This window comes from Janthinobacterium sp. PSPC1-1, assembly GCF_049897625.1.
Classification (GTDB): domain Bacteria; phylum Pseudomonadota; class Gammaproteobacteria; order Burkholderiales; family Burkholderiaceae_D; genus Janthinobacterium; species Janthinobacterium tructae.
On sequence record NZ_JAFCWP010000003.1, the window covers coordinates 369,953 to 391,270 of the forward strand.

Sequence of the window (21,318 nt, forward strand, 5' to 3'; positions counted from 1 at the left end):
GTGCTTTGGGTAAGAGGGTGTCAAATGAAAAACTGGCCGCTGTAGTAGCGGCCAAGATGGAAGTTTAGCGGAACTGCCGCGATTCTGGTCCAAAAAAACTTGCGTTAGCGTCTATTTGGGTGAAAAACTGACACCAACCCCAGAGCAAACCCCGGGGTCGTACCCTGAGGGTACGACCCCAGCCCTTGCGTTTGGGTTCAGCCAGAACCTACACCCAGCCCTTCGCCTTCACCTCGTCATACGTCTTGTCCAGGCACACGCGTATCAGGCCCACCATCTCATCGATCTGCGCGCGCGTCATGACCAGCGGCGGGGCGACGATCATGCGCTCGCCCACGGCGCGCATGATGACGCCATTGTCGAACATGTGGCCACGGCAGAGCATGCCCACGCCCTGGTCCTCGTCGAACAGCTCGTTCTCGTGCACGGTGGCGCCCTTCTTGCGCACCAGGTTCAGGCCCGCCACCAGGCCGCAGCTGTCCGCGTAGCCGACCAGCGGATGTTCGCCCAGGCTGGCGAAGCACTGTTTCAGGTACGGCCCTGTATCGTCGGCCACCTTCGCCACCAGCTGCTCTTCCTCGATGATGCGGATGTTTTCCAGTGCCGCCGCACAAGCCACGGGATGGCCGGAATAGGTAAAGCCGTGCGTGAATTCGCCGCCCTGCTCGATCAGCACCTTGGCCACCCTGTCCCCCACCAGCACACCGCCCAACGGCACGTAGCCCGAGGTGACGCCCTTGGCAAACGTGATCAGGTCGGGCTTGATGCCGAACAGTTCGGAGCCGAACCAGCGCCCCAGGCGGCCGAAGCCGCAGATGACTTCATCGGCGATCAGCAAAATGCCGTACTTGTCGCAGATGCGCTGGATCTCGGGCCAGTAGGTACTTGGAGGGATGATGACGCCGCCCGCGCCCTGCACCGGCTCGCCGATGAAGGCGGCCACCTTGTCGGCGCCGATCTCGAGGATTTTGTCTTCCAGCCAGCCGGCCGCTTTGATACCGAATTCCTCGGGACTCAAGCCGTGGCCCGATTCCAGGTAATTCGGCTGGCCGATATGCGCGATACCGGGTATCGGCAAGCCGCCCTGCGCATGCATGCCATCCATTCCGCCCAGGGACGCTCCCGCCACCGTGCTGCCGTGATACGCATTGTGGCGGCTGATGATGGTGTGGCGCTCCTGGTAGCCGAGGATGTCCCAGTAGCGGCGCACCATGCGCAGGTTCGTGTCGTTGCCTTCCGAGCCGGAGCTGGTGAAGAACACGTGCTGGAACTGCGGCGGCGATATTTGCGCCAGCTTGGCGGCCAGTTGCGCGGCCGGCACGTTGGTCGTGCCAAAGAAGCTGTTATAGAACGGCAGCGTCTCCATTTGCCGGTACACGGCTTGCGAGATCGAAGTGCGTCCATAGCCCACGTTGACGCACCACAGGCCCGACATGCCGTCGACGATTTTCTTGCCCTGGCTATCCCACAGGTAGACGCCATCGCCGCGCGCGATCACCCTGGCGCCTTTCGATGCCAGGTCCTGGAAATCGGTGAACGGGTGCAGGTAATGGGCCGTATCCATTTTCTGGATGGCGTTTGTATCGTACACCTGCGGCGCCGCGTTTTTCTGCGCCAAGGAGGAGACAAAAGCGGCGCTCGGCGCCAGCGGATTGTTGGTTGTGCTCATGCGTGTTCCTTTTAAACGTGTAATAACAGGTGTTCGCGCTCCCACGGACTGATGACCGTCATGAATTCCTGGTGCTCCAGGTCCTTGATGGCCGCATACACGTCGATGAAGCGCTCGCCCAGCACCGTGCGCAGCTTGTCTTCCGCACGCAACAGCTGCAGGGCTTCGGGCAAGCCTTGCGGCAGCTCGAACTTCATGTCGTAGGCGCTGCCCACCATCATCGGCGTCGCTTCCAGCTGCTCCGTCATGCCCAGATAGCCGCAGGCCAGGGTGACGGCCAGCGCCAGGTACGGGTTCGCGTCGGCGCCGATGATGCGGTTTTCCACGCGGCGGTCCTGCACGCCCGATTCGGGCACGCGGAAACCCACGGTGCGGTTGTCCAGTCCCCACTGGATGTTGATGGGCGCGGCCGTATGGCGCACGATGCGGCGGTAGGAATTCACGTAGGGCGCGACGATGGCCATGGCCGACGGCATGTAGCGCTGCAGCCCCGCGATGTAATGCTTGAAGATGGGCGCGGCCGAACCGTCGTCGTTGCTGAAGATATTCAAGCCCGTCTTCGCGTCGACGACGCTCTGGTGCACATGCATGGCGGACCCTGGTTCGCCGGCCATGGGTTTGGCCATGAAGGTGGCGTACATATCGTGCTTCAAAGCCGCTTCACGCAGGGTGCGCTTGAAGAAGAAGACCTTGTCGGCCAGGCCCAGCGGGTCGCCGTGCAGGAAGTTGATTTCCATCTGCCCCGCGCCGATCTCATGGATCAAAGTGTCGACGTCCAGGTTCATCAGTTCGCAGTAATCGTAGATATCCTCGAACAGGGGATCGAACTCGTTGACGGCGTCGATGCTGTACACCTGGCGGCTGGTCTCGGCCCGGCCGCTGCGGCCGATGGGCGGCTTCAGCGGCAAGTCGGGATCCGTGTTTTTCGCCGTCAGGTAGAACTCCAGCTCCGGCGCCACCACGGGCTTCCAGCCCTTGTCCGCATACAGTTTCAGCACGCGCCGCAGCACAGATCTTGGAGCAAAATCGACCAGCGCGCCATCGGAAAAATAGCAGTCGTGGATGACTTGCGCGGTGGGATCGGTAGCCCACGGCACCATGGTGATGGTGGTGGGATCGGCCTTCAAGATCATGTCGCGGTCGGTGCTGGAAATGGCGCGGTCATAGCCGCCATCGTCGACCGGGTAATTGCCCGTCACGGTCATGCCCAGCACCGCTTCCGGGATGCGCATGCCGCGCTCCTGGGTGAATTTCCCACGCGGCAGGATCTTCCCGCGCGCCACACCCGTCAAGTCGGGTACCAGGCATTCGATTTCCGTGACGCGCTTTTCATTAAGCCACAAATCCATATCCGTATAGGTGAAATTTTCGCGTATTGCCATGTTTCCCTCTCGCTGGTCTTGATCAGGCGCCGCATGCTGCTGGTGCGGCGCACCCGTGCTGTCATCCTGTCCTGTCATTCTTTCTGTGCTGCTGTTCCTGGTAATCGCGGCACGCCTGGCCAAAGGCGCCGAACAGGCGCATCGACTGCGGATTGTCTTCCACCTGCCATTCCGGGTGCCATTGCACGGCCAGCGTAAAACCGGCGGCGCTGGCCACCGTATAGGCTTCCACCAGGCCGTCGTCGGCCAGGGCATCCACCAGCAAGCCATCGGCCAGCCGGGCGATGCCCTGGCCATGCAGGGAATTGACCATCATTTCGCTCTCGCCGCCCAGCAGCCGTGACAGCAGGCCGTCCGGCATCAACTTGATGCGGTGCGCGGGCGCGTACTGGCGCGCCAGGGGATCGAGCACGTTCTCCCGATGCTCCATCATGCCCGGCAGCGCATGCACAGCCTGGTGCAGGCTGCCGCCCAGGGCCACATTGACTTCCTGGAAGCCGCGGCAGATGGCGAGCAAAGGCAGTTGGCGCGCCAGCGCGGCGCGGATCAGGGGCAAGGTAGTGGCGTCGCGCGCGGGGTCTTGCGGCAGGTCGGGGTGGAGAATTGCTTCGCCATACAGGCGAGCGTCGACGTTCGAGGCGGAACCGGTCAGCATGACGCCATCGGCGATCCGCAGCGCCGCTTCCAGGTCGGCGTCCAGGCCCAGCGCGGGCAACAGCAGCGGCATGCAGCCGGCGCCGTGCAGCACGGCGTGCAGGTATTTGTCCTGCGCCATGTGCCAAACGTGGCTGCCAAGCTGGCGCTGGCAGGCGGGAACGAGAACGATGGGACGGCGCATAGAGTGCTACCTCGCTGGCGTGACGATCCAATGACAGCGCCATGACAGCGCTGCCGCTCGCTACACTGTACAGCAGAGCCGGTGGAGGCGACCACACTGATGGGCGTGGCCAGCGGCGGCACACATCGCCTACACTACGACTTTGCGATACAGCTTTTATTAAAATCATCATATGCCCGTCCAGCGCCAAACACCAGCGCCACCGGCAAAGTCCCCTTACTTTCCCATGCACCCATACCGTTTTCCAGCCTGCCGACATTCCTTTTTCACCCTGCGGGGGCAATCATGAAGCACATGCCATGGCGTGACTTCTTCGCCCTCGTGGTCAGCATCGGCGTGGTCGGCCTTGGCCTGGGCGCCACCATGCCGCTCACCGCCTTGACCCTGCACCAGCGCGGCGTGGGCACGGACATCATCGGCATGATCACGGCCGTCAGCGCGCTCGGCATCCTGGCCGCCTCGCCATTCGTCTCGCGCTGGGTGGGGCGCTTCGGCGCGCGCGCCACCATGCTGGGCGCCGTGTGGGTGGCGTCGCTGGCGACGATCGCCATGCAGTTCACCGACCACCTGCTGGCGTGGAGCGTGCTGCGCTTCCTGTTCGGCGGCGCCATGGGCGTACTGTTTACCATCGGCGAGGCGTGGGTCAACCGCCTGGCGCCCGACAATTCGCGCGGACGCGTGGTGGCCATGTACACCACCAGCTTTACCTTCTTCCAGCTGATCGGCCCAGCCCTCGTGGCCCTGTTCAACGACAAAATCAGCTGGAGCTTCGCCGCCTGCGGCCTGCTGTTTTTGCTGGCCGTACCGGGGCTGATGCTGATCTCGAACAGTGGTCCAGCACGCGAACCGGAAGAACAGGGCGTGAAGTGGACCTTGATCCTGCCGCGCATGCCGATGATCGTGCTGGGCGCCGCCTTCTTTGCCCTGTTCGACACCCTGGCCTTGAGCCTCCTGCCGCTGTATGCGATGGAGCACGGCATCAGCACGGACCTGGCCCTGCTGTCGGCCACCGTGGTGCTGGTGGGCGACACGGGCTTGCAATTCGCGCTCGGATGGATGGCCGACCGCTTCGGCCGTGCCAAAGTGCACGCGGCCTGCGGCGTGGCCGTGTGCCTGCTGCTGCCGCTGCTGCCGTTCGCCGTCGGCACGCCGTGGCTGTGGTGGACCTTGCTGCTGTTGCTGGGCGCTGCGGCGGGCGGCATCTACATGCTGGCGCTGGTGGCCTGCGGCGAGCGCTTCACGGGCCTGTCGCTGACCAGCGCCAGCGCCATCGTCAACGCCACCTGGGGCGTGACCAGTGGCGGTGGTCCCCTGCTGACGGGCGTGCTGATGCAATCGGTCGGCGTGAATGCCCTGCCGGCCGTGATGTGGGTGTGCTGCGCCATTTTCGTGGGCAGCGCCGTGTGGGAACGCAGGAAGGGGATTGTGTAACGCGCTACTTTTTTTCCAGCCGCTGCCGCAGCTCCTCGGCCACCGGATAGTCGGGATACGCCTGCCGGAACGCGGCCCATTCCTCCTGCGCCAGCGCCGCTTCGCCCGCTTTTAACAAGGCGTCGATCTTCACCAGCCACACGGAAGCGTCAAGCTTTGCCGGCGGCGGCAGCGGCGCCGACTTTGCCGCGATGGGAGCGGGCATGGCCAGCGCGCGCTGCACCGGTGCCTGGCGCTGCAGGCTAAATTCGGCCTGCATGGCCGCTTGCTGCTCCATCGCCTCCCGCATTGCCGGAGGAGGTGGCGGGGCCGGTGGCGCTGGCGCGGGTACGGACACGGATGCTGGCGCCGGCTCGGCTTGCGCCAGCGGCCTCGGTGCCGCCTTGGCCATGGCGCGCGGTGCTGGCGGTAGTGGCGCAAACTCAGTCGCAGGTGCAGCGGCCGGTGCAATGACCGGTGCGGCTGCCTGCATCACCTCCTGCGTGACCGGTTCCCCGACCACGGGAAATTGCGCCGGCTTCGAGCCGAACCAGTCGACGCCGATCAAGTTGACCGTCAGCAGCACGGCCGCCGCCAGTCCCAGCGGAATGCGCCAGCGCTGCAGGTAGTCGGGCGCCTTCTTGACGGGCAAGGTGCGCAGCACGCCATCGGCGCTGTCGTTGGCCGCCGCCGGCTGGTGCAAGGCTTTTTCCGCGTCGGCCAGAATGGCGGCATCGAGCGCGCTGGAAGGCGCGGGCTGCGGCAGACTGGCCAGCAGCGCCTTCAATTCCTCGTCATTCGGTTCGTCGTGATCTTGATCGTGCGTATTCATGCCTGTCCTCCCGCGCTGTCCAAGCCCGCGCGCAACTTCTGCATGGCGTAGCGCAGCCGGCTCTTGACGGTTTCCGCTTCCGCCCCCGTCACCACGGCGATATCCTGGATGCTCATGCCGCTGAACTGCTGCAGCACCAGTGCTTCCTTTTGTTCCACGGGCAGCGCCGCGATGGCAGCATGCAGCAGCGCATGCTGCTGTTTCTGCTCCAACGACTGCGGCGGCGATGCACCCTCGTCGGCCAGCTCGCCTGCTTCCCCCTGCTCCTGCCCTTCCCGCTGGCGCAGGATATCGATCAGGCGGTTGCGCGCGATCTGGTACAGATAGGTGCGAAACGCCGCCTGCGGCTGGTAGCCCGTGCGCGCCGCATGCAGGCTGGCCCACGCATCCTGCACGATCTCGTCGACCCACGCGCGGCGCGGCGAACGCCATGCCACGAAGCGGTACAGGCCCTGGCTATGGCGCCGGTACAATTCGCGAAACGACGGCAGGTCGCCGGCGCTGTAGCGCAGCATCAGTTCTTCATCCGTGGCAGTGATTAATGTGTCAGGCATGCGAAGCAGTGTAGCCGAACTGCGCGGCAGCGACAATTTCCCTACGCCTTCAGCGTACAGTGGACGCAATGGGCGCATAGCTGATGCGGCGTACTTCACGGATCTGTCCCTCCTTGAGCACCCCTTCCACCACTTCATAGCCGAGCAGGGCGAAGACCCGTCCCTGCAGGAACAAGGGGCGCGCATTGCCATACCAGTCCACGCAGGACGCGCGGCAGCCATCGTCCTTTGCTGGACCGGGACGCGCCGCCAGCGCACCGAGTTCCGTCAATGTCAAACCACTGTTGCGCAGGTACAGGACGGAAGCGGCCGGCCGGCTTGATCCTGGCCGCTCGTCCGCGCCCAGGATGGGCAGGCCGATCACACCATCGCTGGCCGTGTGCGGCTTGTAGAAAAAGCCGTGGCTGCGCGACTCGCCCTGCGCCGCATCGGCGCGGATGTAGCGCGTGGCAATCGCCGCCTGCGCCCCCAGGCGGATGCTGCTGAAGTGCAGATCCTTGCCCTGCGCGCCGATCACCACGGCATCATTGCCCAGCGCCTCGATGCGCTCCACGCCGTGCGGCAGGGACAAGGCTTGCACGCTGCCCGCATCGGCCCAGCGCACGGCATACAGGGGCTGGCGCGGCCAGGCCTGGTCCGCCTGCCGCCGGCCGCCATTGCCGGGATGGCCGTACAACAGATACGGCCCCACATAGCGGTTCTGCAGACCGTAACCGCCACCACCGGGCAGCGGCTTGTAGCTGCTGGCGGGCGCACTGTCGCGGCCATCGGAAAACGACGTCAATGGCACGCGCAGCAGGGCCATGTCGCCGCGCCCGCGCGTGCCATCCCACATGGCGTCGCCCTGGCCCTCGGCGCGCAGCAGCACGTTCAAGTGGCCGTCAAGGCTTTCCAGGAACGAGAATTGGTCGACGGGAGCGCCCGCCACCTTCAGGGCGCTGGGCGCCGAACCATCGAGGGGAATGCGGAACACGCCCGAGTCGCTGCCCCGGCGCGTGGTCCACACGAAAACGGATTCGCCCGACACATAAAATACGCGGCCCTGCGGCCCCATCACGGCGGTCGCTTCGCAACGCATGTCGCGCTGCGCCAGGTCGCACACGGTAACCGTGTGCAGGGTCAGACCAAAGCCCGGGTCGAGCTCTTCATCGGTACGGTAGATGCGCGTGGCCGGGGCGATGCGCTTGAAGTCGGATGGCACGGCGTCAGGGCGCCAGCGGCGCAGCGCGGGAAAGCCGCCAAACGGGTCGCCCCGGCGCAAGTTCAGCGACAAGGGCGAATAGAACACCAGTTTGCTGCCGATCAGGCGGCTGGCGTAATTGCGCGAGGAATAATAATCGTTGGAGCGCAAATGATACGTGGCGCGGTAGGCCAGCTTGCCGTCCGCATCGATATCGAACAGGCCGATCTCCGTGCCGCCACGGCTGTAGCTGTAGCCGATCACCACCAGCGTATCGCCATCGATCAGCATCTCGTCATACCAGCTGCCCGATGGGTCGCTGCCCGGCGCGTACGCATCGAGCGAGGACACCGGCTGCAAGGCATTGCCTCCCACCTGCACGGTGAACAGCTTGCCGCGCCTGAGCATCACCAGGTGCTTGCCATGCAGCTTGACGATGCCGCCTTCGTCCACGCCCGCCGTCTGCACATTGGTGACGGATTCCGCAGCTTCTGCTGATGGCGCGGGGGCAGCCCTGGCCAGCACCGGCGCGGGAGGGGCCGGCGCCGCCGACATGGACTGCGCCGAATACTGCGCCGTGGCGCGCTGCAGTTTCTGCTGCTGTATTTGCTGCTCCCTTAGCAGTGCCGCCTGGCGCGCCTGCAACTGCTGCAGGTAGCTGCTCAAGGCCTGCTCACTGGCGAACGGCGCCAGGGTTTTCCTTGGCGCCGTGTCGGCGGCATGGCTGCCTGCCGACAGCAGCAGGGACAGTATCAATGTGATCTTGAGGACGCTGGGCATCGCTTCTTCTCCGGTTGGCTGGGGTGTCCAACATGAAACGCAGCGGCGCAGAAAAAGGGGTTAAAGGCGCGTGAAAATATTCACGCGGCGGCTGACCTACTCAAACCCGCGTATGCGGTCGCCGTTGAAATTCGGCAGGCGCCACTCGAAGTGCAGGGCCAGGAAACGGAACAGGAAACCGGCACCGATGGACGACAGCTGCGCCACGGAGCTGTCGACCTTGAAGTGCAGCAAGCCGACATACAGGGCGCCCGTAAACAGGGCCACGGTGGCATACACTTCGCGCTGCAGCACGAGGGGAATCTGGTTGCACAGGATATCGCGCAACAGGCCGCCGAAGACGCCCGTGATCATCCCCGCCAGCACGACGATGGCCGGGTGCATCTTGGCCGACATGGCGATGTCGCAGCCGATCACGCAAAACGCCACCAGGCCCAGGCCGTCGACCAGCAAAAAGATGGCGCGCAGATGGTGCAGGTAGCGCGCGACAAAGGCCGTGACGACGGCCGCGCCGATGGTAAACAGCAGGTACTCGGGATGCGCGATCCAGCCCAGCGGATAGTGCCCCAGCAGCACGTCGCGCACGGTGCCGCCGCCGAGCGCCGTGACGGTGCCGATCATGCAGATGCCGAACAAATCCATGCCGCGCCGCATGCCCATGATGGCGCCGGACATCGCTTCGGCGACAATCGCCACCAGGTAAATCGTATATAGCAGCATGCTCTTACTCTTCCGAAAATGATTTGAGAATTTGTTCGCGTTCGCGCGCTTCGCTCAGGGCGCGCGCTTCATTCGTGCCCGTGCTGGAGCCGCCATTGCCAGCGTCACCGTGTGCCATGCGCGTGTCCGCACCACCGCTGCCGCAGCTGACGCTGCTGTGGATAAAGGCAAAGTTATTTTTCAGACAGTCGCCGGCCAGGTATTCGGCATACACGTAATCGCCATCAAGCAGCGCCAAGCCGGGCGGCTCGGCCAGCACCTGCTCGCGCCGGCCCTGCACGGCCACCTGCATGTAGTCGCGCCAGACGGGCAGCGCCAAAGTCCCCCCCGTGGCATTGCCCAGGCTCTTGGGCTGGTCGTAGCCGAGCCAGACGACGGACACCAGGCCCGAGGAGTAGCCGGCGAACCAGGCGTCATAGGCGTTGTTCGACGTGCCCGTCTTGCCGGCCGCGTCACCGCGCCCCAGCGCCAGCGCGCCGCGTCCCGTGCCGCTCTTGACGACGTCGCGCAGCATGCTGTCCATGACGTAGGCATTGCGCGTGGAGATGACTTGCGTGCCGCGTGCCGGCTCGCCCTTGGCGCGTGGCGCCGCATCGCTGAACAGCACCGCGCCGCTGCGGCTGCGCACTTCCTTGATCAGTTTCGGCGGCATCTGCATGCCGCCGTTGGCGAACACCGCATACGATTGCGCCAGCTGCAGCGGCGTGACGGCGCCCGCGCCCAGCGCCAGCGGCAGGGAGACGGGATTGCGCGCGCCCTCGAAGCCGAAGCGCGTGGCGTAGTGCTGCACGTAGCCGGGACCGGCCGCCTGCATCAGGCTCACGGCCACCAGGTTTTTCGAGCGCACGAGGCCACGCCGCACGCTGATGAAACCTTCATAGTTGTTGCCGTAATTGCGCGGACGCCACTGCCGTGCGCCCGTTTCCTGCGGCAGCAGCAAACGCTGCGTATCGTCCACGGCCGTACCGGGAAAATATCCCTTTTCCAGCGCCGCCGAATACACGAAGGGCTTGAAACTGGAGCCAGGCTGGCGGTAGGCCTGCATGGCGTGGTTGTAGTGGTTGCGGTAAAAATCGAAGCCGCCGGCCATGGCGACGATTTCGCCGCTGTGCGCCTCGACGGAAATGAGCGCACCTTCCATCTCGGGCAGCTGGCTCACCAGCCAGCGCTTTTTCGCCGCGTCGTGCACCACGCGGATCACGCTGCCCTCGACGATGGCGCGCTTGCCATCCCACTGCAGCTTGCCGCCCAGGCGCGCATCCGATGCCGTCAACACGATGTCGTCGCCATTGCGCAGCTGCGCCGTCAGCTGGCGCTTGCCGCCCGTCTCGACCTTGCGCACCAGCGCGGCGCGCAATTCACCGCTATCCGGATAGGCGGCCAGCTGGCGCGCCACGCTATCTGCGGAGGGGGCCAGGCGCGCTTCCGGGCCACGGTAGCCGCGCCGCGCCTGCGCGTTTAATAGCCCATCGCGCAGCGACTTGTCGGCCGCGATTTGCGGCGCCATGCGGATGGTGGTCGTCACGTCCAGACCCATGCTGTAGGCGCCTTCTGGATAGCTTTGCAAGATCAATTGACGCGCTTCCTCGACCGCATACGCGGCCGCGTGCACGGAGCTGTTGCGGTCCTTGTTCAGGGCCAGTTTTTCCGCCACGGCCGCATCGTATTCGGCTGGCGTGATGTAGCCCAGCTCGCGCATGCGCTGCAGGATGTAATGCTGGCGCACGGTGGCGCGCTGCGGATTGGCGACGGGATTGTAGGCCGACGGCGCTTTCGGCAAGCCGGCCAGCATGGCCGCTTCGGCGATGCTCACTTCCGCCAGCGGTTTGTCGAAATAAATGTTCGAGGCGGCGGAAAAGCCGTAGGAGCGCTCGCCCAGGTAAATCTGGTTCATGTACAGTTCCAGCAGCTTGTCCTTGCCGTAATGCTGTTCCAGCTTGTAGGCGAGCAGCATCTCCGTCAGCTTGCGCTGCACGGTCTTTTCGCGCGACAGGAAAAAGTCGCGCGCCACCTGCATGGTGATGGTGCTGGCGCCCTGTACGTGGTGGCCCGTGACGATGTTGGCCAGGGTGGCGCGCGTCAAGCCATAAAAGTCGACGGCGCCGTGTTCATAAAAGCGCGCATCCTCGATGGCCAGCAAAGCCTGGCGCATGCGCAGCGGGATCTCCTTCAGCGGCAGGAATTCGCGGCGCTCTTCGCCGTATTCGGCCAGCAGCTCGCCTTCGCTGGAGAAAATGCGCAGCGGCAGCGCGGGCTTGTACTGGGCCAGGTGCTCGACGGCCGGCAAGTCCTGCCAGGCCTGGCGCAGCCACCAGCCGCCCGCCAGGGCTGCAGACAAGCCCAGACCCAGGGTCAGTCCCAGGCCGAATTTCAGATTGCGCGCCAGCTTTGATGGCGGCTTGCGGGTGGTGCTGTCGTTCGCTTGTGCTTCCATGGTGGTATTTCCTTGCTGCCAGGAGGCCGCGCGCTGGCGCGCGGCACTCCATCAAAGAGACATTGTGCACTGCAACACACCTATCCTTATGAAAAGTAAGTATTATTTAGTATTGATAAATTTTTCTTATGTTAGGCGCGCACCATGGATCTGAATCCCAAACACACGGAAGCGTTCCGCGCCGTCGTCGAAACGGGCAGCTTCGAGCAGGCGGCGCTGCGGCTGCACCTGACATCCCCGGCCATTTCCCAGAGGGTGCGGGCACTGGAAAGCCAGCTGGGCAATGCCTTGATCGTGCGCAGCCGTCCCGCGCGCGCCACGCGCATGGGCCAGCGCCTGATGCAGTACCTGAAACGCGCCAAGCTGCTGGAAGCGGACTTGCAGGCGGAGCTGGCGGTGCAGCAGGACGCCCCGCTGACCCTGGTGCTGGCGCTGAACGCCGATTCGATGGGTACCTGGTTCTTCCCCGCCCTGTCGGAAGTGCTGATACGCGAGCGCGTGCTGCTGGACCTGACGGTGGAAGACCAGGACCATACCTACACCTTGCTGGAAACGGGCATGGCGATTGGCTGCATCAGCACGGAAGCCAAGCCCATGCGCGGCTGCACGGCCGAGCCGCTGGGCGTGATGCGCTACTGGCTGGTGGCCACACCCGCGTTCCGCCAGCAGTGGTTCGCGCACGGCCTGACGCGCAAGGCGGCGCGCACGGCGCCCGTGGTCGCCTACACGCGCAAGGACACCCTGCAGTCATCGTTCCTGCAAGAGGCGCTGGGACTGCCGGAAGGCGCCTACCCCTGCCATTACGTACCCGGTGCCACCTCGCACTTCAACGCCATCCGCTATGGCCTCGGCTACGGCATGGTGCCGGAGTTGCTGCTCAAGGCGAATACGGATGGCGAGCTGGTGGAAATGCTCACGCCCAAGACCCCGGCCGACGTGGCCCTGTACTGGCACACGTGGAAGGTGCAGTCGCCGCGCATGGAGCAGCTGTCGCGGCAAATCATCGCGGCGGCGCGCAGCATGTTGAAATGATTATCGCTGCATGCCCCAGCGCTTGAGTGTCACCCGTTCCAGGGTGCGAAAGCCGATGTTTTCCACCAGCAAGCCAATCACGATGACGGCCGCCAGGCCGGCGAACACCTTGTCCGTGTACAGCTCATTGCGGTTCTGGAAAATGTACCAGCCCAGGCCGCCCTGTCCCGATGTCGTGCCGAAGACCAGTTCGGCCGCGATCAGCGTGCGCCAGGCAAACGCCCAGCCGATTTTCAAGCCCGAGACGATGGACGGCAAGGCGCCCGGCACGAGGATGTGCAGCACCAGGCGCAAGCCGTTCAGCCCGTAATTGCGGCCCGCCATGCGCAGGGTTTCCGGCACGCCCTGGAAGCCCGCATAGGTGTTCAGGGCCAGCGGCCACATCACGGAATGGACGATGACAAAGATCAAACTGGCGCGGCCCAGGCCGAACCACAGCAGGGCCAGCGGCAGCAGGGCAATCGCCGGCAAGGGATTCAACATGGCCGTCAGGGTTTCCAGCAGGTCGCGTCCGATGCGGCTGGACACGGCAAGCAAGGTCAGCACGAAGGCGGCCAGCACGCCCACCGCATAGCCTTGCAGCAAGACGATCAGGGAGGCGGCCGTGCGCGTCAGCAATTCTCCGCTGGCGATGCCGCCGATAAACGCCTGCGCCGTCTGCAGAAAACTGGGCAAGAGTAAATCGTTGTTTGTCCAGCGCGCCGCGCCTTCCCACAGCAGGGCCAGGCTGAGCAAAATCAAGGCCTTGCGCCACAGCGCGTGCTGGCTCCAGCGCTGCCAGCGCGACAGTGGCTGCTCGACGGTGACGCCGGCCGGCGGCGGTGCCGCATACACGAATTCCTGGCGAATGGGCGGCTCCAGCAACACGTTCATACGGCCTCCCGCTGCGCGCTGGCTGCCTGCGGGGCAGCCGTCGTTTCTTCATCGAACAGCAAGCCGTGGATGCGGCTGCTGGCGGCCTGGAATTCCGCACTGCCCGCGCTGTGCAAGCCGAATTGGTGGCTGTTGAGTTCGGCGCGCACCCTGCCCGGATGGGGCGACAGCAGCAGGATGCGGTTGCCCACGACCAAGGCTTCCTCGATCGAATGCGTGACAAAGACGAGGGTAAAGCGCAACTCTTCCCACAATCGGCTCAGCTCTTCCTGCATCTTGCGCCGCGTCAAGGCGTCGAGCGCGGCGAACGGCTCGTCCATCAGCAGCACTTCCGGCTGCATGGCCAGGGCGCGCGCGATGGCCACGCGCTGCTTCATGCCGCCCGACAAGGTATGCGGGTGGGCATCCTCGAAGCCGGCCAGGCCCACCTTGGCGATCCAGTGATGGGCGCGCTCGCGGGCCGCCTGCTTGTCGAGACGCTTGCTGGCCAGCAAGGGGAACATGACGTTTTCCAGCACCGTTTTCCACGGCGGCAACTGGTCGAATTCCTGGAACACGACGACACGGTCCGGCCCGGGTTGATGAATCGGCTGGCCCTGCATGGCGATGCTGCCAGTGCGCGGCGCGATGAAGCCGGCCACGGCTTTCAGCAATGACGACTTGCCGCAGCCCGATGGCCCCAGCAAGACGAAACGGTCGCCGCGGAACACGTCGAAACTGACGTCGTGCGTGGCGCGCACGGTGCGCTGCTCCGTGCGGTATTCCAGGCTGACATTCTTGACGCTGAGCAAGGGCTGTAGCGCAACCGGAGGACGTACCAGGTGAAAGGCGGGTGCGTGCATGTCAGCCTCCTTGCGTGATGGCAGGGTCGTCAAAAAAATAATCGCGCCAGCTGTCGGGCAGATTGCGGATGGCGCTCACGCGGTGCAGGAATTGCGCCAGGCCATAGGTGTTTTGCGGCGCGATCTTGAATTGCACTTGCGGGTTGGCAAAGATTTTCAGCAGCAGATTGCGGTCCACCTTGCTCTTGTTGACCTTGATATAGATGTCGGCCGCGCCTTGCGGGTTGCTGCTCGCATACTGCGCCGCTTCCGCCAGGGCGGCGATGAAGGCGCGGTAAGTCTTGGGATTGTCCTTGCGGTATTTTTCTGTCGCATACAGCAGGGTCGACGAGCTGGGCCCGCCTTGTACATCGTAGGAATTGAGGAGGATGTGGGCGTTCGGGTTTTGCGCCAGTTCCTGTTCCTGGAACGGTGAATTGCCGAAGTGGCCGCTCAACTCCGTGCCGCCGGCGATGATGGCGGCGGCCGCATCCGGGTGCGGCAGGGTTTGCGTGATTTTATCCAGGCGGGCAAATTCCTTGTCGCCCCACTGTTTTGCCACGGCCATTTGCAGGATGCGCGCCTGCACGGAGACGGACACAGCCGGCAAGGCGATACGGTCCTTGTCCGTCAAGTCCGCCAGGGTTTTCACCTTCGGATTATTGCTGATCAAATAGTAGGGGAAATTGCCGAGCGAAGCCACGCCGCGCACATTCTGCCGACCTTTCGTGCGGTCCCAGATGGTCAACAGCGGCCCCAGGCCGGCGCCGGCAATGTCGATATTGCCCGACAACAAGGCGTCATTGATGGCAGGGCCGCCGGACAGGGTGATCCACTCGACTTTCACATCGACGCCCTGCTGCTTGGCATGCTTTTCGATCAGCTTTTGTTCTTGCGCAATATTGAGCAGCAAGAAGGTGATGCCATGCTGGCCCGCGATGCGGATCTGGCCTTCGGCCCGGGCCATGGGCATGGCCATGCACAGCACGGCAATGGTGGCGAGCAGGCGGCGGGAAAAGGTAAAGATCGGCAACATGGACACTCCTTGGGTCAGGCTTACAGGAAAAAATCAGTACGGCGCATCGCCTTCAATCGTGGTGCGATAGAGTTTGCGGCGCTGGTCGGGAGGGCAACCCGTCGCCAGGTGCATCAGGGAGCGGTTGTCCCAGAACACCAGGTCGTGCGGCTGCCAGCGGTGCACATATAAATGCTCGGGGCGCACGCTGTGCACGAACAATTCGTCGAGCAGGGCGCGGCTTTCATCCTCGGGCAAGCCGACGATACGCGTGGTGAAATGTTCGCTGACAAACAGGGCGCGCCGTCCCGTTTCCGGATGCACGCGCACGACAGGATGGGTGACAGGTTTGACTTCATCGATCTGCGCCTGCGTCAGTGCGGGGCGCCAGGGATTGCGGCGGCGTAATTCCTCATACTGGCTCAGGTAACTGTGTTCGGCACGGGCGCCGCGCACGGCGTGGCGCAGCGCGGCCGGCAAGCTTTCCCAGGCCAGGTGCATGTTCGCAAACACGGTATCGCCGCCCTCGTCCGGCAACTCTTGCGCGTGCAACATGGAACCGAGGCTGGGCACTTCCTTGTACGACAAATCGGAATGCCAGAAATGGCCCGCATCGCCCAGGCCGATGGGCTGGCCATCCTCGACGATGTTCGAGATGATCAGCACTTCCGGCTGCGTGGGTAGCTGGAACTGGCGCAGCACGTGGATTTGCAACGGACCGAAGCGGCGGCTGAAATCGACTTGCTGCTGCGGCGTGATGCGCTGGTCGCGGAACACCAGCACGTGATGGTCGAGGTGGGCGTGGTGCAGGCGCTGGAAGTCGCCCAGCGACAGTGGCTGCGCCAGGTCCAGCCCCAGCACTTGCGCGCCGAGCGGTGCATCGAACGTCTCGATACGGAAATGGCTGGTGGACTGCGCGGGTTTCAGGACGGCCGACATGGGAATTCGCCAAGAGTCAGGGGAAGTCCACTGTATGCCGGTCAGCCTTGCTTGCAAACGAAGCATTTACTATATGAATATGCGCGGCGCGTTGCGCCACGCTGCAACAGGCGCTGTCACGCAATGGCGCAGCAGCACCGGCTTTGCCCGGGAATGGCGCTAGCACGCAACTTGCTTATCTACCAATCTTCAATCATTGCCCAGGAAAGCCATGCCCACCTACGCCCTGCTGCTCGCCTTGCTGCTCCCTGTTGCCGTCCATGCCCAGGAGAGCCAGGATGAAGGCGATCTCAGCTACAAAGCCTATGTGCACAGCGACAAGCGCATCAAATGTTTGTATGGCTATGCGGCCGACAAGACGGGCGACCATGCGGCCGCCGTCGCCATCTTTGAAGACTGCATCCGGCGCTGGAACGATGTGTATTCGATGATTTGGCTGGCCCAGTTGTATGAAACGGGCATCGGCGTGCCGAAGGACCTGGTGCAGGCAACGGCGCTGATGCGGCGCGGTGCGCATACGAACGATGATGCGGCCTACGCGCGGCTGGCGCGCTATCACTATGGCGTGGCGCTGGCCGAAGGCCGGGGCACGCCGCAGGACATTCCCCAGGCCAAGACCTGGCTGCGCCAGGCGGCGCAGGAGGGCGTGCGGGAGGCGGCCGATTACCTGAGCCGCCTGGAAGGCGCCACGCCATAGGCGCGGCGCCAGCGCTGCTTACGCTATTGCTTCGTAGCGGGCCAGGCGGGTCGCCATGCGCGGCGCCAGCTCGTGGCCGGCCGTGACCGTCACTTCCAGATCGTTCAGCAAGCCATCCTTCAAGCCGTAGACCCAGCCATGGACGCTGAGTTCCTGGCCCCGTTCCCACGCATCTTGCACGATGGTGGTCTGGCAGACGTTCAGGACCTGTTCCACCACGTTCAGTTCGCACAGGCGGTCGCCGCGCTGGCGACTGGTCAGCACGTCGCCCAGGTAGCGTTCATGCTTCTGGCCCACGTCCTGCACGTGGCGCAACCAGTTGTCGACCAGGCCGATGCGCGTGCCCGTCATGGCCGCATGCACGCCTTTGCAGCCGTAATGGCCGACGATGATGACATGTTTGACTTTCAGCACGTCCACGGCAAATTGCAGGACGGACAGGCAGTTCAGGTCGGAATGCACGACCACGTTGGCAATATTGCGGTGCACAAACACGTCGCCAGGCGCCATGCCCAGCAGTTCGTTGGCGGGCACGCGGCTGTCGGAACAGCCGATCCACAGGTATTCGGGCGACGTTTGCGCTTCCAGGTTCTTGAAGAAGTTCGGGTCTTTCGCCACCATCGAGTCGGCCCAGCGGCGGTTACGCTGCAGCAGTTCCGCCAGGGCCATGCCATTTTTCGGTTCGGTCATATCGCTCCCATTGTGTAAGTACGACTGAGGGCGGCAGATCGCGCCCATAGGCCGGCGATGTGCGCACATTGCTCAGTCGTAGTGAAAAAAACGCCGGGATGTGTGAGCATCCCGGCGCATGGTATTACGTGTGCTTACTCAAAAAAGTCCTTGACCTTGTCTTTCCAGGTCTTGCTTTGCGGACTGTGCTTGGCACCGCCCTCGGTGGTCGACTTTTCAAAGTCGCGCAGCAGGTCTTTCTGTTTTTCCGTCAGTTTCACCGGTGTTTCGATCGCCACGTGGCAGAACAGGTCGCCCGCGTAACCGGAGCGCACGCCCTTGATTCCCTTGCCTTTCAGGCGGAAGGTCTTGCCCGACTGGGTGCCCTCAGGAATCGTGAACGACACTTTGCCGTTCAGGGTTGGCACTTCGATTTCGCCGCCCAGGGCCGCCTTGGTGAACGAGATCGGCATTTCGCAATGCAGGTCGTCGCCTTCGCGCTGGAACACGGCGTGCGGCTTGATGTGGATTTCCACATACAGGTCGCCCGACGGACCGCCATTCGTGCCCGGTTCGCCGTTGCCGGACGAACGGATACGCATGCCGTTGTCGATACCGACTGGTATCTTGACTTCCAGCGTCTTGTTGCGCTTGATGCGACCAGCGCCGCCGCATGGCGTGCAGGGGTCGGTGATGACCTTGCCGCTGCCATGACATTTCGGGCACGTTTGCTGGATGCTGAAGAAACCTTGCTGCATGCGCACCTGGCCGTGGCCACCGCAAGTACCGCAGGTGGTTGGCGACGTGCCCGGCTTGGCGCCGCTGCCGTGGCACGTGTCGCATTTGTCCCAGCTCGGCACGCGGATGGTCGTGTCGAAGCCGTGCGCAGCTTGCTCCAGTGTAATTTCCAGGTTGTAGCGCAAGTCGGCGCCACGGTACACCTGTGGCCCCGCATTGCGGCTGCGTCCTCCGCCACCGCCAAAGATGTCGCCGAAGATATCGCCGAAGCTGTCGGCAAAGCCGCCAGCACCGCCACCGAAGCCGCCACCGCCGCCCATATTCGGATCCACGCCAGCGTGACCATAACGGTCATACGCTTCGCGCTTTTCCGGATTGGTCAGCATCTCGTAGGCTTCTTTGACTTCCTTAAACTTTTCTTCCGATTCCTTACTGTCCGGATTGCGGTCCGGATGGTATTTCATCGCCAGTTTACGGTAAGACTTTTTGATCTCTTCTTCCGAAGCATTTTTTGCGACACCGAGTGTCTCGTAAAAATCACGCTTTGCCATGTTGTCGGCACCTTGCAGTCTATCTACTGATGTAAAAATTACACGAAAAAGCCGAGTCGAGTGCTGCACTGGGCAACGACTCGGCTCGGCCGGTCTTCGCGGCTAATCCCGCGATGTAGCGTTCAGCCCGGCTGCCCCCAGTTCATGGGAGCGCAAGACATTACTTGCTGTCTTTGACTTCTTTGAAGTCAGCGTCAACAACGTCGTCTTGCTTGGCGCCTGCGTCCGATGCGCCAGCAGCTTGCTGTGCACCTTCCGCGCCGCCGGCAGCTTGCTGCGCTTGCATGTCGGCATACATTTTTTCGCCCAGTTTCTGCGATGCGCTCGACAGTGCAGCCACCTTGGTGTCGATCTCAGCCTTGTCGCCCGCCTTGATGCTTGCTTCCAGGTCGGTGATCGCCGCTTCGATCTTCTCTTTCTCGCCCGCATCGAGCTTGTCGCCGTATTCGGTCAAGGATTTCCGGGTCGAGTGTACCAGAGCATCGGCCTGGTTGCGCGACTCGGCCAATTCTTTGACCTTCTTGTCTTCTTCCGCGTTCAACTCGGCGTCTTTCACCATCTTCTGGATTTCAGCCTCGGTCAAGCCGGAATTGGCCTTGATCGTGATCTTGTTTTCCTTGCCGGTGGCCTTGTCTTTCGCGCCGACATGCAAGATGCCGTTGGCGTCGATGTCGAAGGTCACTTCGATCTGTGGCGTACCGCGCGACGATGGCGGGATGCCTTCCAGATTGAATTCACCCAGGCCTTTGTTGCCGGCGGCGATTTCGCGCTCACCCTGGAAGACCTTGATGGTCACCGCAGGCTGATTGTCGTCGGCCGTCGAGAATACCTGGCTGAACTTGGTCGGAATCGTCGTGTTTTTGTGGATCATCTTGGTCATCACGCCGCCCAGGGTTTCGATACCCAGGGACAGAGGGGTGACGTCCAGCAACAGCAAGTCTTTGCGTTCGCCCGACAGGACCGAACCTTGAATCGCTGCGCCCACTGCCACGGCTTCGTCCGGATTCACGTCTTTGCGTGGATCTTTGCCGAAGAATTCCTTCACTTTTTCCTGTACCTTCGGCATACGCGTCATGCCGCCGACCAGGATGATGTCATCGATGTCCGACACTTTCACGCCAGCATCTTTGATGGCGATGCGGCATGGTTCCATCGTCGCGATGATCAGTTCTTCCACCAGCGACTCCAGCTTGGCGCGGGTCATCTTCAGGTTCAGGTGGACCGGTGCGCCATTGGCCATGGCGATGTACGGCTCGTTGATCTCGGTTTGTTGCGACGACGACAATTCGATCTTCGCGCGCTCGGCCGAAGCCTTGATGCGCTGCAGAGCGATCGGATCTTTTTTCAGATCGATGCCGTTGATCTTCTTGAACTCGTCGATGATGTAATCGATGATGCGCTGGTCGAAGTCTTCGCCACCCAGGAAGGTGTCGCCGTTGGTCGACAGCACTTCAAATTGCTTTTCGCCATCAACATCTGCGATTTCGATGATCGACACGTCGAACGTACCGCCACCCAAGTCATACACGGCGATTTTACGGTCGCCTTTTTCGGTCTTGTCCAAGCCGAACGCCAGCGCTGCCGCGGTTGGCTCGTTGATGATGCGCTTGACGTCCAGACCAGCGATACGGCCGGCATCCTTGGTGGCTTGACGCTGCGAGTCGTTGAAATAAGCAGGCACGGTGATGACGGCTTCGGTAACTTCTTCACCGAGGTAGTCTTCTGCCGTTTTCTTCATCTTGCGCAGCACTTCAGCGGAAATTTGCGGCGGCGCCAGTTTTTTGTCGCGTACGCCGATCCATGCATCGCCGTTGTCGGCTTTCATGATTTGATACGGCATCAGCGCGATGTCTTTTTGTACTTCTTTTTCGTCGAACTTGCGACCGATCAGACGCTTGACTGCGTACAGCGTGTTTTTCGGATTGGTCACGGCCTGGCGTTTCGCCGGCGCGCCGACGAGAATTTCGCCATCTTCTTGATAAGCAATAATCGACGGCGTCGTGCGTGCGCCTTCAGCGTTTTCGATTACCTTTGGTTGACCGTTTTCCATGATGGAAACGCAGGAATTCGTGGTTCCCAGATCGATACCGATAATTCTACCCATGATTTTTTTCCTTTTATTTGCTAGATTTCAGATGGTTCTTATATGTGGCAAAGCGGCATGGTTTCAAGGCTTGCTTGATG

The 21,318-nt window shown here is 62.9% G+C and carries 18 protein-coding genes; 3 read left to right on the top strand and 15 right to left on the bottom strand.

The genetic code is table 11. The features are described 5' to 3' along the window. Positions 1-208: 208 nt before the first annotated feature. The 3 genes from ACP7EG_RS12745 to ACP7EG_RS12755 all read right to left on the bottom strand — a co-directional run bounded on the left by ACP7EG_RS12745 (position 209) and on the right by ACP7EG_RS12755 (position 3,889). Positions 209-1,669, bottom strand: coding sequence for an aspartate aminotransferase family protein (locus ACP7EG_RS12745; protein WP_426087882.1), 1,461 nt, complete (start codon positions 1,667-1,669; stop codon positions 209-211). An 11-nt stretch (positions 1,670-1,680) separates the two neighbouring features. Beyond that, positions 1,681-3,051 (bottom strand): glutamine synthetase family protein, encoded by a 1,371-nt coding sequence (locus ACP7EG_RS12750; protein WP_071075305.1) that lies wholly within the window; start codon positions 3,049-3,051, stop codon positions 1,681-1,683. Positions 3,052-3,112: 61 nt separating this feature from the next. Beyond that, positions 3,113-3,889 (bottom strand): gamma-glutamyl-gamma-aminobutyrate hydrolase family protein, encoded by a 777-nt coding sequence (locus tag ACP7EG_RS12755; protein WP_426087883.1) that lies wholly within the window; start codon positions 3,887-3,889, stop codon positions 3,113-3,115. A 285-nt stretch (positions 3,890-4,174) separates the two neighbouring features. On the opposite strand from ACP7EG_RS12755, the gene ACP7EG_RS12760 reads away from it, so the two are divergent. Continuing rightward, positions 4,175-5,320 (top strand): MFS transporter, encoded by a 1,146-nt coding sequence (locus tag ACP7EG_RS12760; RefSeq protein ID WP_426087884.1) that lies wholly within the window; start codon positions 4,175-4,177, stop codon positions 5,318-5,320. Between the two features lie 4 nt (positions 5,321-5,324). Here the strand turns inward: ACP7EG_RS12760 and ACP7EG_RS12765 are convergent, their stop codons facing one another. The 5 genes from ACP7EG_RS12765 to ACP7EG_RS12785 all read right to left on the bottom strand — a co-directional run bounded on the left by ACP7EG_RS12765 (position 5,325) and on the right by ACP7EG_RS12785 (position 11,799). Next, positions 5,325-6,131 carry a hypothetical protein gene (locus ACP7EG_RS12765; RefSeq protein ID WP_426087885.1) on the bottom strand — a complete coding sequence of 269 codons (807 nt, stop codon included), beginning with the start codon at positions 6,129-6,131 and terminating at the stop codon, positions 5,325-5,327. After that, entirely contained in the window at positions 6,128-6,685 is a 558-nt protein-coding gene (locus ACP7EG_RS12770) for a sigma-70 family RNA polymerase sigma factor (RefSeq protein WP_426087886.1), read from the bottom strand. Before ACP7EG_RS12770 ends, ACP7EG_RS12765 begins: the two co-directional genes overlap by 4 nt. Positions 6,686-6,734: 49 nt before the next feature. Next, complete coding sequence (locus ACP7EG_RS12775; protein WP_426087887.1) at positions 6,735-8,645, bottom strand: beta-propeller domain-containing protein; 1,911 nt, start codon at positions 8,643-8,645, stop codon at positions 6,735-6,737. Positions 8,646-8,741: 96 nt separating this feature from the next. After that, complete coding sequence (locus ACP7EG_RS12780; RefSeq protein ID WP_289946411.1) at positions 8,742-9,365, bottom strand: trimeric intracellular cation channel family protein; 624 nt, start codon at positions 9,363-9,365, stop codon at positions 8,742-8,744. Positions 9,366-9,369: 4 nt separating this feature from the next. Continuing rightward, positions 9,370-11,799 (bottom strand): penicillin-binding protein 1A, encoded by a 2,430-nt coding sequence (locus ACP7EG_RS12785; protein WP_426087888.1) that lies wholly within the window; start codon positions 11,797-11,799, stop codon positions 9,370-9,372. 144 nt (positions 11,800-11,943) lie between these two features. On the opposite strand from ACP7EG_RS12785, the gene ACP7EG_RS12790 reads away from it, so the two are divergent. Beyond that, positions 11,944-12,831, top strand: a complete 888-nt coding sequence (locus tag ACP7EG_RS12790) for an HTH-type transcriptional regulator ArgP (protein ID WP_046684421.1) — start codon at positions 11,944-11,946, stop codon at positions 12,829-12,831. Here ACP7EG_RS12790 and ACP7EG_RS12795 read toward each other — a convergent pair whose 3' ends face one another. Genes ACP7EG_RS12795 through ACP7EG_RS12810 form a run of 4 tightly spaced genes read right to left on the bottom strand, consistent with a single transcriptional unit; the run spans position 12,832 to position 16,479 of the window. Continuing rightward, the gene (locus tag ACP7EG_RS12795; RefSeq protein ID WP_426087889.1) at positions 12,832-13,704 is read right to left on the bottom strand and encodes an ABC transporter permease; all 873 of its coding nucleotides are present in this window, start codon (positions 13,702-13,704) and stop codon (positions 12,832-12,834) included. After that, positions 13,701-14,546 carry an ABC transporter ATP-binding protein gene (locus ACP7EG_RS12800; protein WP_426087890.1) on the bottom strand — a complete coding sequence of 282 codons (846 nt, stop codon included), beginning with the start codon at positions 14,544-14,546 and terminating at the stop codon, positions 13,701-13,703. Before ACP7EG_RS12800 ends, ACP7EG_RS12795 begins: the two co-directional genes overlap by 4 nt. 1 nt (position 14,547) lies before the next feature. After that, positions 14,548-15,561 carry an ABC transporter substrate-binding protein gene (locus ACP7EG_RS12805; protein WP_426087891.1) on the bottom strand — a complete coding sequence of 338 codons (1,014 nt, stop codon included), beginning with the start codon at positions 15,559-15,561 and terminating at the stop codon, positions 14,548-14,550. Positions 15,562-15,594: 33 nt separating this feature from the next. Then, positions 15,595-16,479, bottom strand: coding sequence for a TauD/TfdA dioxygenase family protein (locus ACP7EG_RS12810; protein ID WP_426087892.1), 885 nt, complete (start codon positions 16,477-16,479; stop codon positions 15,595-15,597). A 211-nt stretch (positions 16,480-16,690) separates the two neighbouring features. Between ACP7EG_RS12810 and ACP7EG_RS12815 the strand changes: the two genes are divergently transcribed. Next, entirely contained in the window at positions 16,691-17,176 is a 486-nt protein-coding gene (locus tag ACP7EG_RS12815) for a tetratricopeptide repeat protein (RefSeq protein WP_426087893.1), read from the top strand. An 18-nt stretch (positions 17,177-17,194) separates the two neighbouring features. Here ACP7EG_RS12815 and can read toward each other — a convergent pair whose 3' ends face one another. The 3 genes from can to dnaK all read right to left on the bottom strand — a co-directional run bounded on the left by can (position 17,195) and on the right by dnaK (position 21,238). Beyond that, complete coding sequence (gene can / locus ACP7EG_RS12820) at positions 17,195-17,866, bottom strand: carbonate dehydratase (RefSeq protein WP_426087894.1); 672 nt, start codon at positions 17,864-17,866, stop codon at positions 17,195-17,197. Between the two features lie 134 nt (positions 17,867-18,000). Further along, entirely contained in the window at positions 18,001-19,134 is a 1,134-nt protein-coding gene (gene dnaJ, locus ACP7EG_RS12825) for a molecular chaperone DnaJ (protein ID WP_071075292.1), read from the bottom strand. A 160-nt stretch (positions 19,135-19,294) separates the two neighbouring features. Next, positions 19,295-21,238 (bottom strand): molecular chaperone DnaK, encoded by a 1,944-nt coding sequence (gene dnaK, locus ACP7EG_RS12830; protein ID WP_071075291.1) that lies wholly within the window; start codon positions 21,236-21,238, stop codon positions 19,295-19,297. Positions 21,239-21,318: the final 80 nt, after the last annotated feature.

Excerpts from the sequence above, each read along its gene's own strand:
- ACP7EG_RS12805 (WP_426087891.1), bottom strand. The coding sequence starts at position 15,561 with ATGTTGCCGATCTTTACCTTTTCCCGCCGCCTGCTCGCCACCATTGCC.
- ACP7EG_RS12795 (WP_426087889.1), bottom strand. The coding sequence starts at position 13,704 with ATGAACGTGTTGCTGGAGCCGCCCATTCGCCAGGAATTCGTGTATGCG.
- dnaJ (WP_071075292.1), bottom strand. The coding sequence starts at position 19,134 with ATGGCAAAGCGTGATTTTTACGAGACACTCGGTGTCGCAAAAAATGCT.
- ACP7EG_RS12790 (WP_046684421.1), top strand. The coding sequence starts at position 11,944 with ATGGATCTGAATCCCAAACACACGGAAGCGTTCCGCGCCGTCGTCGAA.
- ACP7EG_RS12800 (WP_426087890.1), bottom strand. The coding sequence starts at position 14,546 with ATGCACGCACCCGCCTTTCACCTGGTACGTCCTCCGGTTGCGCTACAG.
- ACP7EG_RS12810 (WP_426087892.1), bottom strand. The coding sequence starts at position 16,479 with ATGTCGGCCGTCCTGAAACCCGCGCAGTCCACCAGCCATTTCCGTATC.
- ACP7EG_RS12755 (WP_426087883.1), bottom strand. The coding sequence starts at position 3,889 with ATGCGCCGTCCCATCGTTCTCGTTCCCGCCTGCCAGCGCCAGCTTGGC.
- ACP7EG_RS12745 (WP_426087882.1), bottom strand. The coding sequence starts at position 1,669 with ATGAGCACAACCAACAATCCGCTGGCGCCGAGCGCCGCTTTTGTCTCC.
- ACP7EG_RS12815 (WP_426087893.1), top strand. The coding sequence starts at position 16,691 with ATGCCCACCTACGCCCTGCTGCTCGCCTTGCTGCTCCCTGTTGCCGTC.
- ACP7EG_RS12775 (WP_426087887.1), bottom strand. The coding sequence starts at position 8,645 with ATGCCCAGCGTCCTCAAGATCACATTGATACTGTCCCTGCTGCTGTCG.
- can (WP_426087894.1), bottom strand. The coding sequence starts at position 17,866 with ATGACCGAACCGAAAAATGGCATGGCCCTGGCGGAACTGCTGCAGCGT.
- ACP7EG_RS12780 (WP_289946411.1), bottom strand. The coding sequence starts at position 9,365 with ATGCTGCTATATACGATTTACCTGGTGGCGATTGTCGCCGAAGCGATG.
- ACP7EG_RS12750 (WP_071075305.1), bottom strand. The coding sequence starts at position 3,051 with ATGGCAATACGCGAAAATTTCACCTATACGGATATGGATTTGTGGCTT.
- ACP7EG_RS12765 (WP_426087885.1), bottom strand. The coding sequence starts at position 6,131 with ATGAATACGCACGATCAAGATCACGACGAACCGAATGACGAGGAATTG.
- ACP7EG_RS12760 (WP_426087884.1), top strand. The coding sequence starts at position 4,175 with ATGAAGCACATGCCATGGCGTGACTTCTTCGCCCTCGTGGTCAGCATC.
- ACP7EG_RS12785 (WP_426087888.1), bottom strand. The coding sequence starts at position 11,799 with ATGGAAGCACAAGCGAACGACAGCACCACCCGCAAGCCGCCATCAAAG.
- dnaK (WP_071075291.1), bottom strand. The coding sequence starts at position 21,238 with ATGGGTAGAATTATCGGTATCGATCTGGGAACCACGAATTCCTGCGTT.
- ACP7EG_RS12770 (WP_426087886.1), bottom strand. The coding sequence starts at position 6,685 with ATGCCTGACACATTAATCACTGCCACGGATGAAGAACTGATGCTGCGC.